Below are 17,333 nucleotides of genomic sequence, written 5' to 3' on the forward strand. Positions count from 1 at the left end.
CTCTCTAGGAGCATTCCATGGGCAAAACCAGCACGGGCGTGAACAGCCCGCGTGCCGTCAAGCGCTTCTCGGGCGACTTGGCGCTCGATGTTTCTCAGCAGTCCTATTTCGGCCGCCGCTTCGCCGCGGTGGGCCAGGGCGCGAAGACCCCCATCCAGATCCTGACGGACCTGGAATCCGAGGCCGGCGACCTCGTGACCTATGACCTGCTGACCGAACTGCGCATGGCGCCGGTCGAGGGCGACAGCGTGCTGGAAGGCAAGGAAGAAGCGCAGAAGTTCTACACGGACCAGCTGTACATCGACCAGGCCCGCGGCGGTGTGAACACGGGTGGCCGCATGTCGCGCAAGCGCACGCTGCACGACCTGCGCACCCGCGCCAAGGCGCAGCAGGCCAGCTGGTGGGGCCGCTTCCAGGACGAACTGACGTTCACGTACCTGAGCGGAAGCCGCGGCGTGAACGAGAACTTCATCCTGCCGTTCGGCTACACCGGCCGGGCGAACAACCCGCTGACGCCGCCCACTGTGAACCACCAGCTGTTCGGCGGCGACGCGACCAGCACCGGCAACATCGACGCCACCGACAAGATGGCGCTGAAGCTGGTGGGCGACGCTCGCACCCGCGCTGATACGCAGGGCGGCGGCGCGACCAACATCCCGGTGATGCAGCCGTGCTCCGTGGACGGTGAAGACGTGTTCGTGATGGTCATGCACGTCTGGCAGGAAGACGACATGCGCAACGAACTGGGCGCCTCCGGCTGGCTGGAGATCCAGAAGGCGCTCGCCGCGGCCACCGGCATGAAGTCCCCCCTGGTGCGGAACGCACTGGGCATGCACCGCAACGTGGTGCTGCACTCGCACCGCAACGTCATCCGCCACAGCACCCACGGCGCAGCTGGCAACGTGGCCACGGCGCGCGCTCTCTTCATGGGCTCGCAAGCCGGCGTGATGGCGTTCGGGTCGCCCGGCACCGGCATGCGCTACGGCTGGCACGAGGAAACCCGCGACAACGGGAACCAGGTGGTCATCACGACCAGCTCGATCTTCGGGGTCAAAAAGACGACGTTCGACTGGGAAGGCGTGACCCACGACCAGGGCGTGTTCGCCGTCGAAACGGCCTGCGCGCCGCGCTGAGCCCAAGCCGCACCATCACTATCGAAGGAGTCGAAATGCCTTTCGCAAACAAGAGCCCGCAGCTGGCGGGCTATCAGAACCCCATCACCCCCGGCGGCCCGGAGCAGGTCGTGTGCCGCTGCGGTCAACAGCTCGTCGCGGCCGACCATGTGGCCGGCACGGTGGGCGTCATCGGCGTGCTGCCGGCCGGCACTCTTCCGGCGCACCTGTACGTCCGCGTGCCCACTGCGCTCGGCGCCGGCTTCACCGCGTCCATCGGCATCGCGAACGCCGCCGGCACGGACTTCAGCACGGCCGCCGAGGACGGCGGCGCGGCCTGGGTGGTGGACAACAACACCGGCGCGGCCGGCGGCTACGTGCAGCTCGCGCCTTCCGCCTTCGCCAAGGTGGCGCCCAAGGACTACGACCGCCGCGTGCTCCTGAAGATCACTGCCCCCGGCACCGGCACCCCCGCCGGCCTCTTCGCCGTCGATCTGGTGTACGCCAACGCCTGATGTGCTGGCCCGCAAGGGCTTTCCTCCCCGCCTGGGTTCTCTCCCGGCGGGGCTTTTTGAATCACGGAGAACAAGATGAAACTCTTCACCATGCTGCCCGCGCGCAAGACCGGCGAATTGATCGCCCGCCTCGCTGACGGCGCCGTCTACACCTTCCGCGGCATGCCGCTGTCGGCCGAGGTCGAAGACGAAGACCACGCGGACGAATTGCAGGCGAATGGCTTCCTGACGGAGGAAGACTTCGAGGCCGAGCACGAATTCCAGAAGCGTGCCGCGCAGCGCGCTGCGCGCCTGGCCGCACGGGATGGCTCGAAGGGGAACGCCGGCACCTTCTCGCCGACCTTCGGCGGCGGCACCGACGAAGACGACGATGCGGGCAGCGACCTGGCGGACGCCGGTACCGGGCTGCCGCTGGAAGGCAACACCCCGCCCACGGGCCGCGTGCGCCGCGCCAGCAAGTCCGACGTGGTGAAGGGCTGACGCGCCATGGCATCGTGGGACAACTGGATGCCCGAGCTGGTGCTGGCTGCTCCCACGGCGCCCGTGCCGCTCATCTACCTGTGCGTCAACCGGGCCGCCCGCCAGTTCCTGCGCAAGACGCGCGCGTGGCAGGAATGGCTGGAGCCGGTGGAGGTGACGGGCGCGCCCTTCGCCGAATACTCGTTCGAGCTGCCCCAAGGCGCCGAGCTGCGGCGCATCGAGGCGGCCACGCTTGACGGCAAGCCCCTGGAGGTGGCGAAGGAGGGTAGCCTGCCGGCCGACCCCTGGCGGCATGCGCGGGGGGGCTGCGCCTACCTCGTGACCTCCGACCTGGCCTCCTTCGCGGTGGGCGCGCTCGGGGCGGGCGGCACCGTACAGGTGCGGGCATCGCTCATCCCGTCCACACGCGGCACCAGCGTGCCCGACAGCGTGGCGCGGCTCTACCACGAGGCGATCCGCGACGGCGCGAAGGCGGAGCTGCTGGCCACCGCGGGCACCGACTACTACCGGCCCGACCAAGCCGCCGTGGCGCTGGCGCTGTTCAACGCCGCGATCGATGACGCCACTACCGACGTGTGGCGGTCGCACACGTCGAGCACGCCGCGGGGGAGGGCGCAATGGCTCTGAACGTGAAGCAGCTGCTGGACGACGTGGCACGCGAGCTGCAGGACAAGGGGAACGTCCGCTGGACGCGGGCGGACCTGCTCGACTTCTTCAATGCGGCCCAGCGCGCGTTCGCCGAGTACCGGCCCGACCAGCTGGCGCAGGACCGCGAGCTGGTGCTGGCCGCCGGCTGGCGGCAGGAGCTGCCGGCCGACGTGCTGACCCTCATCGACATCACCAACAACGCCAACACCGCGCAGCGCCGCATCACGAAGACCGCACTGTGGACGCTGGACGCCGTGGCCGGCGCCTGGCGCTCGCAGACGCCCGCGCTGGAAGTGCAGCACTTCATGCACGACATGCGCACGCCGCGGGAGTACCTGGTGTACCCGCCGGCCCGCGCGGGCGTGAAGGTGCGCGCGGTGGTGGCCCCCGCCGCCGTGGATCTGGCGGACGAGAGCGCATCGCCGTGGGTGCCGGCCCGCTGGCTCGATGCGCTGCGCCACTTCATGCTCTTCCGGGCCTGGTCCGTGGACGGTGAGTTCGCCGGCAACCAGGCGCTGGCCGCCGCGCACCTTGAACTGTTCCAGGGCGCGCTCGGTGTGCAGGTCAAGGCTTCCAACGAGGTGGCGCCGACCATGTGACAAGCCTGCCATCCTGGCGGGAAATTTCTGCAACCGGGGCGCTGGAGTGCTCGAAACCACAGGAGGCCTCCATGGCCGGTTTCTCCAACTCCCTCGCCAACGCGATCATCAGCGCCACGCTGCGGCAGCAGGCGTTCCCGGCGATTCGCACGCCGTATTTCGCGCTCTTCACGAGCGATCCCACCGACGCGTTCACCGCGGGCACCGAAGTGAATGCGGCGTGGTATCGCCGCGTGCCCACTGGCGCGTTCGCCGCTCCGGTGAACGGCGCCACCTACAACGCCGTGCGTGCTGCGTTCCCGCCCGTGACCGGTGCCCAGACGACGGTCACGCACATCGGCATCGTGGAGGGTGACTCCCTCAACGATCCCACCGCAACGCTCATGTATTCGGAGGCGCTGCCGGCTCCGCGCACGCTGCAGATCAACGACGTGTTCGTGGTGGACAGCCAGGCGCTCGCGGGCGATTTCGCCCTGCAGCTGCTGTAACCACGGCGGGGCGGCTGCGTGAATCGAGGCAAGTTCAACGGGTTCGCGATCAACGGTCCCGCAGGGGACCAGGTTGTTCGCGTCCGCGTTGACGCGCGCGGCTATGCCCGCATCCGCTCCGGCGGGCGGGTGCTCGCCTATGCGCGCATCCAGAGCGAGCCCGCCGCCAGCTTGGCAGGGCACCTGGGCCGGGTCGAGGCGCACATCCGCGCCGATGCGATGGCGCGGGCAGCGGTCCTGGGGGCGCTCGGCCACGCGGAGGTCCACGGCCTGATCGCCGCGAGCGGCCGCGCGGTCATCAAGGTGACGCTGCCGCCCGTGCGGTCAGTGGTGGCAGCGAAAGCGCACGCGAGCATTGGGCTCCGTGCGCATGTCCTGGCGCGCGGAGCGGCTTCGGTGGCGGCCCGCGCGAAGCTGTCGCAGTCCACATACCTGGAGCGCCGCGGCCCGGTTCGCGCCCAGCCTGCCGCGGGCATCACGGCGGACGGCACGGTGTACGCCCGGCGCCAAGTTCGATCGCCCCTCAATGCCAAGGCCCAGGCCTTCATCGTGACGCGCACGCGGACCTCCGCGCGGCTGGGCGTGCTGCTGCGCGCCGCGGCCAGCGTCACACCTCGTGGTCACGTCGCAGCTCGCGCACCGCTGGCGACGCGGGGGAGGGCGGTCATTGCGATCGACCCGGCCGTGTTCAAGCAGTTGCCGTTCGATGAGCCAGCACCCGATTCGCGCACGTTCTCCGTGCCGCCCGCCATGACCACCTTCCATGTGACCGACCAGGGCACCAGCATGTTCAGAGCCAGCCCCCCGCAACAGCCCGCCGACGTGCAGGACTACGACATCGAATTCGACGGCTGGTTTCCGCCCGGCGACGAGATCGTGACCGTGGCCCTCAAGGTGGCGCCCGCCATGCCGATGCCGCCCAGCTACGCGATCAACGCCCAGCGTGTGAAGGTATGGGTGTACGCGGGCGGCAAGAGCGGCACCAAGTACCAGATCACCGTGACGGCGACCACGAGCGATGGCCGCGTCAAGGAGGTGGAGCTGGTCGTACCCATCAAGGAGCAGTGACATGCCCCAGCTCTACCTCAACAACTTCACCACGCAGTTCATCGCGTCCGTCAAGTCCGCGCCGGCCAGCGCCAACCCGGCGGGCGAACTCGACTACGGTGTGCTGCGCGTGTCCGATGGCGCGGCCGGAACGCTCATCAACCCGCCGGCCGGCAGCTGGTATGTGCTCACGGCCTTCAAGCGCGCCGGCACCCTGGAATCGGACTACGAGATCCTGCGCGTCACCGGGGTGGATAACTCTGTGGTGGGCGAGTGCCGGCTGACCGTGCTGCGGGGGCAGGAGGGCACCGCGCCGAAGGCCTACGTGGCCGGCGACCTGGTGGAACTGCGGCTGACGGCCGGCGGCATCAGTCAGTACGCCCAGACCACCGACCCGCGCATGTCCGATTCGCGCACGCCCACCGGCGCCGCGGGCGGCGTGCTCTCGGGCAGCTACCCGAATCCGGGGTTCGCCCAGCCCATGGCCACCGTCGCCCAGATGGAGGGCAGGGTGGAGAAGGTGGCTGGCAAGGGCCTGAGCGCCAACGACTACACGAACGCCGATGTGGCCAAGCTCGCCGGGGTCGCGGAGCAAGCCACCAAGAACGCGCCGGACTCCCAGCTGCGCGACCGCAGCACGCATACCGGTATGCAGGCGATCAGCACCGTGACGGACCTGCAGGCGAGCCTCGATGTGAAGGAGCCCGTGATCGCCGCGGGTGCGGGCGGCCAGTACTGGCGCGGGGACAAGACGTGGAGGGACTTCGGGGCGGACGTGCGCGCCTCTGTCCTGACGGGCCTGAGCACGGCCGCCGCCACCGTCATCGCAGCGGCCGATTCGGTGCTGGTGGCGCTGGGCAAGCTGCAGGGCCAGATCTCTGCGCACATTGGGGCCGGCGGTGGCGCGCATGCAGTGGCCAGCACAGGCGCGGCTGGCTTTCTTTCGGCCGACGACAAGACCAAGCTGGACGGCGTGGGCTACGGCGCCACGGCGAACGCCGCCGATGCGCAACTCCGGGACCGGGCAACCCATACCGGGACACAGGCAATCGCCACTATTGCGGGCCTGCAGACTGCGCTGGACAACGCAGCGACGAGTGCAAACGAGATTATCAACGGTGGCTTTGAAATTGATCAGTTTGCAATTGGCGCCCAAACCTTGGCCAGTGGAACCTACTTGCGGTTCATCGACAGATTTACAGCATTCCGCACTGGCGGCGGAACCGTTGTGGTTTCTGTTGTCGAGCAGAACGGCGTCGAGGGGACAGGAAAAGCCGCGCAGATTGCCATTACTGCAGCGACCGGCGCTCTCGGAAATGGGGACTTGCTGGTTTTCGAGACAGCTTTGGAAGGCTATTCGACTGCACGCTACCGCTGGGGAACTGCACAAGGTCGCCCAATCGAAATTGGGATTACCCTCGACACGGCTGCGGCTGGGACCTACTTCCTGAGCCTACGCAACTACGATTTCACACAGTCGTTCGTATTTCCTCTTGTTCACACGGGTAGCGGTGTAGAGCGCTTCACCGTCAGTGTCCCCGCGCCTACGAGTGGGACATGGAATTCGACCAATGGGACCGGGCTGCGCGTGGGGGTGACGATCCAGGCTGCAGCAACGTACCGAACTGCAACGACCGGTGCATGGTTGTCTGGAAATTTCTTGGCAGGCAATGCAATCAGCAACATCGGCAGTGCTTCACCGGCCACGGTGCGGGTCACTGCCATGTGCATGTCTGCACCTGGGCGCAGCCGGTATGTGCCACGTCCCCATGCGCAGGAGCTGGCACTGTGTCAGCGCTACCGCAACCAGTTTATGGGGTCGGGCGCAGGTGCGGCGTTCCCCGCGCGGGGGGCGCCCGGCGGGGGATCAGCCATCTATTTCAGTATGCCGTGGCCCGTCGAGATGAGAGCAGCACCATCGGTTTCCATGGTGGGCGCATGGGTCACCGGGAACTGTGGTCAGCCCGCTCCTAGCTCTGTCAGTAAGTCACACGTAACCTTGTTTGCCAACGCCGTAGCCGCTGGAGATGCCTACTTCTTCTCGACCGCGACTAACGTCGGATTTGTTGCCGACGCGGACATTTATTAATGACGACGCCTTACGCCCTTACTGCCACCAAAGCGGTGCTTTACACCGATGACGATGGCGCCATGTGGTCAGTCCCGGCTGATCCTGACAACAAGATGCGCCAAGCGTTCGATGCATGGTGCGAGGCTGGCGGAGTGCCGGCCCCATACGTTCCGCCGCGAACTCGCGTGCCGGCGAGCGTGTCCATGGCCCAAGCACGCCACGCGTTACTCGAGGCGGGCTTGCTGGTCGCGGTCAACGCCGCCATCGATGCGATGCCGGAGCCTCAGCGGTCACTGGCCAAAATCGATTGGCAGTTTCGCGCCACCGTTGAGCGCGCTTCGACATTGGTGCAGCACCTGGGTCCGGCAATAGGGCTGGATGATGCGGGGCTGGATTCGCTGTTCATCCGGGCGGCTGCTCTATGACCTAACGCCGCGCGTGCCAAGCCTGCCAGATTGGCGGGCATGACGATCTACCGCCTGGCCGCGTTCGGCGGCGAAGCCCCCAGCGTTTCCGATCGCGCTCTGGGCGACTTCGCTCGCGTGAACGAAAACCTCTTCCTGCCCAGCGGCGAGTTCTGGCCGCTGGCCGCCGACCGTCTGCACTCGCCCTGCATAGCCGGCGCGCGCACGCTGCACCGCATGGCGCGCAACGCGAACGGCGAGGTGGTCAAGGATCCGGCCGCGCCCATCCGGTCCTACGCGCAGGAGCTGTCCTTCGTGAAGGGCCAGATCAACGACGAGGCCACGGAACGCACCTACTTGACCACCGACGACGGCAGCGCGCGCCCGCGTGTGGTGGACGCACGCGGCAACGACCGGCTGCTGGGCGTGGCCCGGCCGGTGAAGCCGACCGTGAAGCTGCAGGTGGTAGACGAGTTCACGCCCGAGGAGGCGAAAACCTGGCTCTACGGGGACTTCGCCCAGGAGCTGCTGGACGACCTGCTCGCCACCTTCGTTGTGCCGGCCGGCAACCAGGAGGCGGTCCGGTGGGACGCCTCGGGCAAGGCCTACGCCGGGCCCACGTCGAACTACGGCCTCACGCTCTCCACCGCCGTGGGCGGCGGCGTGGCGCCGGGCAACCTCTACGCCGTGATGACAGCTGCGCGCGCGACCGCCACCCAGATGGACATGACGCGCCTGGGCGCCACCCAGACCGGCGGGGGCTGGGCCGTGCCGGTGGCTGCCATGCCGGCGACCTACCCGCTGCGCCGCGCGGCGCTGGTGGAGGCGCTGCAGCTGCACGAGTTCCCGGCCATCGCGGGAGAGCGCGCGGGCGAGACGGTGCTGACGGCGGAACTGGCCAGCAAGGTGGCCGATCTGGCGGAGAAGGCAGCCGCACCCGGCGCCGAGTGCGCGGCCGCCCGCACGGAGCTGGACAAGCTGGTGAAGGAATTCGCAACCTTGGCGCTGGAGAAGAGCTGGGCTGCGCCCGCATCCGCGCCGGTGCGACCGAAGGAGCCCTCCGTGCCGCAATACCAGTCCACGGGCGGCGACAGCACCGAACTCGTGGAATCGTCGGCCTGGATCCAGTACCGCAAGGACCTGGAGGCCTACTTCCTGGCGCTCGAGACGTACACCTCCGGAAAGGATGCGGCATCCACCCAGGCTGCGAGCCTCAACGCGCGGCTGGTGGAGATCCAGCAGCGGTGCACCACGCTGGTGGCGAGCATCCAGACCCAGCTGGCCAACCAGTTCACGGCGCTGACCAAGGACGTGGCCGTGGTGGGCACCTGGGTGGACAAGCTGGGCGGCGTGGCGAAGCTGGCCGGCGAGACAGTGGACCGCGTGGTGTCCTCGCGCTACTACGTGGTGGCATTCGTCACCGACTGGGGCGAAGAGTCGGAGCCGTCGCCGCTGTCCGATCTACTCGAGGCGGACGCGAACGACACGGTGACCGTGCAGCGGCCGGCCCTGATGACGGGCGAGAGCCACGCGGAGCGCTTCATCGTGAAGTGGCGCCTGTACCGCAGCAACACGTCCGGCACCGCGGCCGCGTGGCAGCTGGTGCAGGAGATGCCCATCGCGGTGGCCGCCTTTCTGGACGACAAGGCAAGCGAGGAGCTGGAGAGCCTGCAGCCGCAGTTCGCCTGGGCGGCGCCGCCGTATCGCATGGACGGCCAATTCGATGGCGAGCTGAAGCCCAGCGTGGGCGCCAACCCCTACCTGCGGGGGCTGGTGGGCATGCCCAACGGGATCATGGCCGGCTTCATCGACAACACGGTGGCGTTCTGCGAACCCTACGTGCCCTACGCCTGGCCGGTGGAATACCAGGTCACGACCGAATTCCCCGTGGTGGGCATGGCCGTGTTCGACCAGACGCTGTTCGTAGGCACGGCCGGCAATCCCTACTTCATCACCGGCGCGCACTCGGCCTCCATGTCGGCCCAGCGGCTCGATAGCAACCAGGCGTGCGCCTCGCGCCGGTCTGTGGTGGGCGTGCAGGGTGGGGTGCTCTACGCGTCGCCGGACGGGCTGTGCCTGGCGAGCGCCCGTGGCGTGGAGGTGGTGTCCCGGCAGCTGATCGCGCGCAAGGACTGGCAGGCCATGCAGCCGGCCAGCATGTTCGCGGCCGAACACGAGGGCGTCTACTACCTGTTCTACGCGGGCGCGGGCGGCGGTTGCCTCGCGTGCAACATGCAGGACGGCATGAAGCTGGGCCGCATCGACCTGTCGGGCTCGGCCGTGTGGGTGGACAAGCTCAACGACCTGATGTACCTGGCCCGGGGCTCGGACATCCTCGAGTGCTTCACCGGCGGGGCCGGCCGCGCGGGCCGGTGGCGCACGGGGATCGCCACGCAGCCGCGCCAGCAGCCGCTCGCGTGGGCGAAGGTCTACGGCCAGCAGGACGACGCGCACCCCATCACGCTGCGACTGTGGGGCGACGGCGTGCTGCAGCACACGGCCACGTTCACGAACCTGCAGCCCCAGCGGCTGCCGCCGGGGCGGTGGCTCGAGCACCAGGTGGAGATCCAGGGCGCCGCGCGTGTCACGTCCGTGGTGCTGTGCTCGACCTCCGAGGAGCTGCGGGGTCTATGACGAACAGCCGCAAGATCGACACGGGCGCGGCTCGCCTTCCGGGCCTGCCGCGGTTCAACGCCCAGGACAAGGAGCTGGCCAACTGGGCGCAGGCCGTAACCGAGCACCTGGAGGTGCGCGCGGGCGCGCGCGGCAACGAGTTCGAGCGCGGCGTGACGCTGCGCGAGCTGCGCGACGCGATGGGTGGGATGCAGGGGCTGGTGGACATCCTCGACAAGGACCGCAAGCCCGGCCCGGGGGAAACGGTGATCGACCTGGGCGGCGGGCTGTCGGCCACCGTGCAGATCGAGCGCTTCGCCCGGTCCATCATCGATTCCCAGCTGTTCCGCTCCCTCATCAAGACGCTGGACGACCCCACGCGGTTCGACCACCTTGCGAAGGAGATCCGCGACGAGCTGGTGCGCTCGATCGCCGACGAGGCCGCCAAGCGCGGTGCGGAGGTGCGCGACCTGGAGACCATCGTGCAGACGAACGAGCGCAGCTTCGCGCGCCAGGTGCGCGAGGTGACGGCCAGCCTCCAACAGGCCAGCGCCGGCATCCGCGCCACGCAGGCGGCGTGGAGCGACGGCCAGCGCGCCATGGCCACCAACGTGCTGCAGCTGCAGGCCTCGCTTGGGAAGTACTATCGCGACGGCACGCCCGGGCGCGCGAGCCTCGAGCAGGAAATGACTGTGCTCGCCAGCTACTCTGACGGGCTGCGCGCGCAGTACACGTTCAAGGTGCAGGCCGGCGGGGCACTCGCCGGCTTTGGAATCGCGGCGGAGGAGCGAGATGGCCAGACCACCAGCGCCTTCATCATCCTGGCCGACAAGTTCGCCGTGGTGGCGCCGAACTACAGCGGGGGGCTGCTGCGCACGCCGCGGCCGCAGGACGTGGTGTTCGGGGTGGACGGCAACGGGATCTACCTGCAGGCCAACGTCTATGTGAAGGGCAACCTCCGCGTGGACGGACAGGGCCGCACGCTCGCCGACGGCATGCGGGGCTCCCTGCTGCTCATGGCGAGCGGCAGCGGCTGGAGCGACGCCACGGCCCGGCAAGCCATCTGGCAGGCGCTGGGCTACAGCGGCAGCGCGCCCAACAACAACCACCTGGTGCTGGGCGACGGGGTGACGATCACGGACGGCGGGGCCTTCACGCAGACGCGGCACTGGATGGGCTACGCCTGGACCATCCCCGGCGCGGTGCTGAGCGGCGACCTGCTGGTGGACGGAACGGTGGCGGCCCGCAAGGTGGATACGCGGGGGCTGACGGTGCGCGACAACGCCGGCAACGTCATCCTGTCCGCCAACGGCATGGACGCGCAGTGGCTGCGCAACCTGCAGGCGGCCCAGGTGAACGGGCTCGGGGCGCTGGCGCGGCGCGACATGGTGCGCATCGGTGACACCGTGGGGCTGCCGGACGGCTCCGTGATGCAGACCACCGACTTCGTGAACCGGCTGCAGCGCATCACCAGCAACAACATCGGCGTGTTCATGGACACGGCCGCGATCGGCACGGCCTACATCGGGCAGGCCGCCATCGGCACGCTGCAGGTGCAGGGCGGGGCAGTGACGGCTATGTCCTTCGGCGAGTCCGGAGGGTTCGTGGTGCCGGCCGGTGGCAGCGGCGGTGGTGCGGGGCTCTACCTGCCGATGCCGGCGAACTCGTCGGGCATCACGCTCTCGGCCTACGCCGAGGTGAACCCGCTGGGCGGCGACGCCACAGTGGTGGTGCACCTGCGCCGCAACGGCGTGCGGTTCGCGCACGCTGCCACGTCCATGCGCGGGGGCTGGACATCGCAGATCGTCGTGGTGGGCTTCGACGCCCCTTGGTGGGATGCCACCCACTTCTACGACATCGAGGTGGTCAGTCCGAACTACGGGCCCGGCGCGAACCAGCAGCTGACCGTGGCGCGCACCACCATCACCGCCACTGGAGGAAAACGATGAACCAGCGCCGCTGCGCCGAGCTGCGGGAAGTGCCGGGCTGCCCGGACCTCGCGACCATCTTTCGCATCGCCGACGTGCCGCCGGACATGGGCACCCCGGAGGGCTGGGTGGCCGTGGGCGCCGACGTGCTTCCCATGACGCACTACTGGAGCCACGCCGCCAGCGCGCCGGTACCGTTCCCGCCGCGGCCGGGCAAGGGCCACACGTTTGACTTCGAGCGCTTGGAGTGGGTGCCGGACTCGGCCGAGTTGTGGGGCCACGTCCGCGCGAGGCGAGACGAGCTGCTGCGCGCGTGCGACTGGCGGGTGCTGCCGGATGCGCCCACGCCGGCCGACATACGCCAAGCCTGGCTGGAGTACCGCCAGGCGCTTCGCGATGTGACAGGGCAGGGCGACCCGGGCGCGATCGAGTGGCCGGCGCCGCCCGGGTAGCCCGTACCAAGCCTGCCACCCTGCGGGCCATGACTGTTCACGCGCTGGAATTCGATATCGCAGCGGTGCTGCCCTTCATGCGCGAGCGCATCCCGGGCTTCGCCGCGTGCGAGGGCCAGCGGGCCATCGGCCTGCGCCGGGGCGGCGTGCTGGTGGCCGGCGCCGTCTATGAGGGGTTCAACGGCCGGAACTTGTGGGTGCACTTGGCCGGCACGCCCGGCGCGCGCTGGATGACGCGCGAGTTCCTGCGGGCCGGCTTCGCCTACCCCTTCGTGGTGTGCGGGTGCGAGCGCATCAGCGGCTACGTGCTCGAGAGCAACGAGGCGGCCCGGCGCCTGAACGAACACCTGGGGTGGAAGCCCGAGGCCCGGCTGCGCGGCGCGGCACCCGACGGCAGCGACGTGATTCTGTACGTGATGTGGAAGAAGGATTGCAGGTATGTCTCGCTGGCACCGAACTGATTTCGACCTCCTTCCGGACCAGGCCTTCCGGCCCCGGGCCGGCGGCGGCATGACCCTGGAGGGCAAGGGTGGCGGCACGCCCGCGCCCGATCCGCGGCTGGTGGAGGCCCAGGTGCGCAACCTGGGCGTGCAGGACGATATGGTCCGCCAGATCATCGCGAACACGAACGAGATGGCGCCGATCCAGCGCCAGCAGACCGAGTTCGCGCTGGACACGTCGCGCAAGGCCTGGGAGCAATCGCAGCAGGACCGCGACTACGCGCTGGGCCGCCGCGACCAGCTGACCGGCCAGCAGGACCGCATGATCCAGGACGCGGCGACCTTCAACACGGAGGCGAAGCGCGAAGAGCTCGCGGGCCAAGCCGCGGCGGACGTGTCGCAGGCCTACACCGGCACCCAGCGCACCCAGGCCGCGGAAATGGCCCGGATGGGCATCAACCCGGCTGACGGGAAATATGGCGCCGCAGGCAACGCGCTGGTGGCACAGACGGGGCTCGCACTAACGCAGGCCAAGAACGGCGCGCGCACGGCCGCCCGCGCCGAGGGGCGAGCGCTGACCGACCGCGCGAGCAACGCCCTTGCCGGCTATCCCACCATGGGCATGCAGACCACGGCCGCCACGGCCGGCTTCGGCACATCGGGGCAGACCATCGCGACCAACGGGCTGGCGGGGCTCAACGCGGGCTACGGCCAGGCCGCCGGGGCGGCGAACGCAGCGACCAACTCGGCGACCAACGCATGGTCCGCGCAGAGCCAGGCGCACCAGCAGAGCCAGGCCACGGCCGGCGCCAACACGGGCGCGATGCTGGGCATCGGTGTTTCCGCAGCGATCGCGATTTGACGATGCGGCCCGAACAAATCCTGAACGCCGAGGGCGTCGAGCTGCTGGCCTACTGGCGCCTCGCCGAGAGCGAGCCAGAGCATGCAGCCGAGTTGCTGCGCCTGCTGGCCCTCCCGCGCGGCGCCCGTGTGGTTGACCTTGGCTGCGGCACGGGCCGGCTGGCCGAGCTGTGCCGGCCCGTGCGGCCGGACCTGCACTGGACGTTGGTGAACGTCGATCATTGGCAGCTGGCGCAGGCGCCCGACTGGGCGGAGGTTGTAGCCGCCGACATGGTGGCGACGGGGCTCTCGGCCGGGCGCGCCGACGCCGTAGTGGTGGCCTATGCCCTGGGGTACTGCAACCCGGTGGCCGTACTGGAAGAGGCGGCCCGGCTGCTCGCGCCCGGCGGGCAATTGGTGCTGCACGAGCTGTACGCCGCGCGCCACGACGATCAGGCCCTGGCCCGCGAGGTGCTGGGCTACCGCCTTGCGTCCTTCCCCGAGGTCAGCCTGTGGGCGCAGCTGGTGGGGTTCGATCTGGTGGTGGCGCTGCAGGATGAGCACCGGGCCCCAGGTGCCACCGTAGCCGGTGCGCTCCCGGTGTTCGGACGCTTCGATCACAGCGTGGCCGTGTTCCGTCTCGGCGATCGCGGCCACTCTTTCCGCGGCCGCCATGCGGCCCTGCAGTTCTCGGGCGGCAAGGACTCGCAGGCCTGCCTGCACTTGCTGCGCCCGTTCGTGGAGCTGGGGCTGCCGGTGTACTGGACGCACACGGGCGACACGATTCCCGAGACGGTGGAGGTGGTCGAGCAGGCCCGGGCGTGGGTGCCGGACTTCCGCGTCATCCAGGCGGATGTTCTGGCATGGAAGGCCGCCCACGGCATGCCCAGCGATGTGACCACCGCGCAATCCGGCTGGATCGGGCGGCAGTACGGCATGAGCGATGTGGCCCTGGTCGGGCGGATGGACTGCTGCTGGCACAACCTCATGCGGCCGATGCACGAGCGCATGCTGGCCGACGGCATCGACCTGGTGATCCGCGGCACGAAGCGGGCCGACACCGGCCGTGTGCCTGCCGTGGGCGCGACCGAGCACTACGAGGTGCTGCTGCCGCTGCTGGACTGGAGCCACGACGACGTGTTCGCCTACCTTGATCAGGTGGGCGCGCCGCGCAGCCCGGTCTACGACACCTTCCGGGCGATCAGCGCCCCGGAGTGCCTGCACTGCACGGCGTGGTGGGATGACGGCAAGGCGGCGTACCTCAAGCAGCGCCACCCCGAGGTGCTGCCGGAATACAGGATTGGCCTGCAGACGATCCGCGCCGAACTGGCGCGGCGCATGCAGGAGTTGGACGACGAGCTTTCGGAGACGGAGTAATGGCAGCACCACGCGGCGGACTGGCGGCAGGCATCCTGCAGGGCCAGCAGATTTTTCAGAATTTCCACAGCCAGTTCCAGCAGGCGCAGCAGCAGCGTGCGCTTGACGAAGTAGCGAGCGCGCGGCCCGTGGAATCCACCGGCTTCACAGCAGATCAGGGCCAGCAGCTGGAGAGTCTGGCGAAGCAGGGGTTTGACAACATCACATTCGATGATGGCGCCAAGGCCTATGTGGCAAAGAACTCGGCCGGCGAGGCCCGGACGGTGGCGATGCAGGGGGTGTCCGACTTTCTGGGGGAGCGCACCGCCGGCAGCATGGGCCGAGAGCAGCAGGACAACCTGCGCATGCGGGCGATGGCAGATGCCGTCGGCCGAACGGATCCTGTCCGCGGGTTGCAAATGAGCCTGCAGGCGCAGCAGGGGCTGTTCGCTGCGCGCAAGCAGGGGCGCGAGGAGAAGCAGTGGGCCCGGGAGGACGACATCGAGGCCATCGACAAGGACCTTGGCTCCGCGTTCGAGAAGGGCCTCGTGGGGCCGGACGGCCAACGCCGTACCCCCACGGCAGAGGACTACCTGGGCGCCACGCAGCAGCGCGCGCTCCGGCTCGCACAGGCCGGCCACGTCAAGGAAGCGGAGCAGGCCTTCCGCGAGAACGCGGCGAACGCGCACATCAAGATTCAGATGGACGCGGCCGAGCGCAAGGTGGCGGCGGGGAAGGCTGCGGCGGCTCTGGCGGCCGGCGACTACTCCCAGCTCGCCGACGTGTACAACCGATTCGTGCCCAGCGGCGACAAGGTGACGGGCATCGAGGCTGGCAAGGATGGACAGCTGATCGTGCAGCGCACCGGCCTGGACGGCAAGCCGGTGGCGCCCTTCACCCTGAAGAACCAGGGCGAGGCGCTGGCCATGCTGAAGGCGCTGGACGATCCGATGGCGCTCTACCAATACAGCCAGCACGAGCTGCAGAACCAACTGCGGCTGCGCGCCGAGGCCCGCGCGGACAATGCTGATCGCCGAGCTGACAATGCCGACGGCCGGGCGGCGGCAGCGCACGGCCTGGCCATGGCTGACCGGGGTGAGCGCCTGGCAGAGAAGCGCGAGCTTCGCGACGTGCGCGAGGCGCTGGCACGCGAGACGGACCCGAGGATGACGCCGACCCAGCTGCGCGCGGTGCGCGCGGGCATCCTGCAAACCCCTGGCTCGGACACCTCGAAGCTGAAGTATGACTACGACCCCACCAAGGTGCAGAAGGCATTCGGCGAAACGTCCATCGACCCGCTATCCGGCAAGGAGAAGGTCAAGCGGAACCCGAGCGCGGAACAGGAGTTTCAGGAGTTCATGGCGGACAACCCCTCCATCCGAGACGTGGACGAGGGCCTAGTGCGCTTCAATCGCGCCAAGGTCCAGAAAGATCGCGCCGCGCGACAAGCCGGCGATTCTGTGAAAGCCAAGGTGCGAAGTGCGATGTCTCCCGAAAATCTCGACGCCACGGCCAAGAAATATGGCATGACGGTGGAGGATGTAATCAAGGAGCTGCAGAAGCAGGGCATTTCGAAATAGCCCCCGCCGATCCAAAGTGGCGTTTATTTGGTTGAGCTGGAAATGTCGGCCAACACCCGCTTATGGGCTTCGATGAGGAACCACGACATTTTCTGATGGTCGTTCTTGGGATCGTTGGCGAGATCCTTCACATACCGGTCGAGTGCCGCCTGCTTGGCGGCATCCGCTCGGTAATCGATCCCGCCGGGGCGAGCTGCTTCCGTGTCCAAGAACGTGGAAACCGCAGCGGCCCATTCGCGTACTGCGGACTGCTCTGTGGCCTCACCTTTTGGGGCTTGGCGTTGGGTCAATGCCACCTTGAATTTTTCCTGCCCCTCGACGGTGCTGGTGTCGATCCATCCCTGTGTCCGCATGCACGCGCCCGTCAGCTCTGCCTCGCGTTGGCGGGCGGCTGATAAAGCATAGGCGTTGGCGATATTCGCACCCATATTCGCGCCGGTCGCATATCCAGAAGCCAGGCCGCCGGATGGTGTGGTGGTCCCTTGGAACGTGCTGACGTTCCCATAACTGGAAATGGTGCCGGTGGTGTTATATGCGGTGGGCGCGGGCACGGGCATATACGCCTGCAGCTTGGGCATTGGAGTTCGCCCAGCAGCGTAACTCTCGCACTCGGCCAGCGCCATCGTAGCGCCGTCGTGGCCTCCTCCCGCTCGCGCTGGGTGCTGCCATTTCGCGGTGCTGGCACAGCCTGACAGCACCGCCAGAAACATCGCCGAAATCGCGTAGCGCATCTTGCTTCCCTCTGAGTTTTCGTGCGCGG

17 protein-coding genes are annotated in these 17,333 nt (G+C 68.6%); 16 read left to right on the forward strand and 1 reads right to left on the reverse strand.

From position 1 onward, the window contains the following. The first annotated feature begins 17 nt into the window (after positions 1-17). The 16 genes from Q9R47_RS10245 to Q9R47_RS10320 all read left to right on the forward strand — a co-directional run bounded on the left by Q9R47_RS10245 (position 18) and on the right by Q9R47_RS10320 (position 16,573). Positions 18-1,133 carry a N4-gp56 family major capsid protein gene (locus tag Q9R47_RS10245; RefSeq protein ID WP_311233108.1) on the forward strand — a complete coding sequence of 372 codons (1,116 nt, stop codon included), beginning with the start codon at positions 18-20 and terminating at the stop codon, positions 1,131-1,133. Positions 1,134-1,168: 35 nt separating this feature from the next. Further along, the gene (locus tag Q9R47_RS10250) at positions 1,169-1,627 is read left to right on the forward strand and encodes a hypothetical protein (RefSeq protein ID WP_311233109.1); all 459 of its coding nucleotides are present in this window, start codon (positions 1,169-1,171) and stop codon (positions 1,625-1,627) included. Positions 1,628-1,702: 75 nt separating this feature from the next. After that, entirely contained in the window at positions 1,703-2,107 is a 405-nt protein-coding gene (locus tag Q9R47_RS10255) for a hypothetical protein (protein ID WP_311233110.1), read from the forward strand. A 6-nt stretch (positions 2,108-2,113) separates the two neighbouring features. Then, a complete protein-coding gene (locus tag Q9R47_RS10260; RefSeq protein ID WP_311233111.1) occupies positions 2,114-2,734 on the forward strand; it encodes a hypothetical protein in 621 nt (206 codons plus the stop codon). Continuing rightward, positions 2,725-3,354: a DUF6682 family protein gene (locus tag Q9R47_RS10265; protein ID WP_311233112.1), complete on the forward strand. Its 630-nt coding sequence runs from the start codon at positions 2,725-2,727 to the stop codon at positions 3,352-3,354. The genes Q9R47_RS10260 and Q9R47_RS10265 overlap by 10 nt, the downstream gene beginning before the upstream one ends. Before the next feature lie 71 nt (positions 3,355-3,425). Then, entirely contained in the window at positions 3,426-3,842 is a 417-nt protein-coding gene (locus Q9R47_RS10270; protein ID WP_311233113.1) for a hypothetical protein, read from the forward strand. 18 nt (positions 3,843-3,860) lie between these two features. Further along, positions 3,861-4,910: a hypothetical protein gene (locus Q9R47_RS10275; RefSeq protein ID WP_311233114.1), complete on the forward strand. Its 1,050-nt coding sequence runs from the start codon at positions 3,861-3,863 to the stop codon at positions 4,908-4,910. A 1-nt stretch (position 4,911) separates the two neighbouring features. After that, entirely contained in the window at positions 4,912-6,978 is a 2,067-nt protein-coding gene (locus tag Q9R47_RS10280) for a hypothetical protein (RefSeq protein WP_311233115.1), read from the forward strand. Next, positions 6,978-7,385, forward strand: coding sequence for a hypothetical protein (locus tag Q9R47_RS10285; RefSeq protein ID WP_311233116.1), 408 nt, complete (start codon positions 6,978-6,980; stop codon positions 7,383-7,385). The genes Q9R47_RS10280 and Q9R47_RS10285 overlap by 1 nt, the downstream gene beginning before the upstream one ends. A 39-nt stretch (positions 7,386-7,424) precedes the next feature. Further along, positions 7,425-9,998: a hypothetical protein gene (locus Q9R47_RS10290; RefSeq protein ID WP_311233117.1), complete on the forward strand. Its 2,574-nt coding sequence runs from the start codon at positions 7,425-7,427 to the stop codon at positions 9,996-9,998. After that, positions 9,995-11,926, forward strand: a complete 1,932-nt coding sequence (locus Q9R47_RS10295) for a DUF1983 domain-containing protein (protein ID WP_311233118.1) — start codon at positions 9,995-9,997, stop codon at positions 11,924-11,926. Before Q9R47_RS10290 ends, Q9R47_RS10295 begins: the two co-directional genes overlap by 4 nt. Then, positions 11,923-12,357 (forward strand): tail fiber assembly protein, encoded by a 435-nt coding sequence (locus Q9R47_RS10300; RefSeq protein WP_311233119.1) that lies wholly within the window; start codon positions 11,923-11,925, stop codon positions 12,355-12,357. The genes Q9R47_RS10295 and Q9R47_RS10300 overlap by 4 nt, the downstream gene beginning before the upstream one ends. A gap of 29 nt (positions 12,358-12,386) precedes the next feature. Further along, positions 12,387-12,818: a GNAT family protein gene (locus Q9R47_RS10305; protein WP_311233120.1), complete on the forward strand. Its 432-nt coding sequence runs from the start codon at positions 12,387-12,389 to the stop codon at positions 12,816-12,818. After that, entirely contained in the window at positions 12,796-13,659 is an 864-nt protein-coding gene (locus Q9R47_RS10310; protein WP_311233121.1) for a hypothetical protein, read from the forward strand. Before Q9R47_RS10305 ends, Q9R47_RS10310 begins: the two co-directional genes overlap by 23 nt. A 2-nt stretch (positions 13,660-13,661) precedes the next feature. Then, on the forward strand, positions 13,662-15,014 hold the full coding sequence (locus tag Q9R47_RS10315) for a methyltransferase domain-containing protein (protein ID WP_311233122.1): 1,353 nt from the start codon (positions 13,662-13,664) through the stop codon (positions 15,012-15,014). Continuing rightward, complete coding sequence (locus Q9R47_RS10320) at positions 15,014-16,573, forward strand: hypothetical protein (protein ID WP_311233123.1); 1,560 nt, start codon at positions 15,014-15,016, stop codon at positions 16,571-16,573. The genes Q9R47_RS10315 and Q9R47_RS10320 overlap by 1 nt, the downstream gene beginning before the upstream one ends. Before the next feature lie 23 nt (positions 16,574-16,596). Here Q9R47_RS10320 and Q9R47_RS10325 read toward each other — a convergent pair whose 3' ends face one another. Then, positions 16,597-17,304, reverse strand: coding sequence for a hypothetical protein (locus Q9R47_RS10325; RefSeq protein WP_311233124.1), 708 nt, complete (start codon positions 17,302-17,304; stop codon positions 16,597-16,599). Between the last annotated feature and the right edge of the window lie 29 nt (positions 17,305-17,333).

The organism is Acidovorax sp. PRC11 (assembly GCF_031844105.1).
In the GTDB taxonomy this organism is placed as follows: Bacteria; Pseudomonadota; Gammaproteobacteria; order Burkholderiales; family Burkholderiaceae_C; genus Paracidovorax.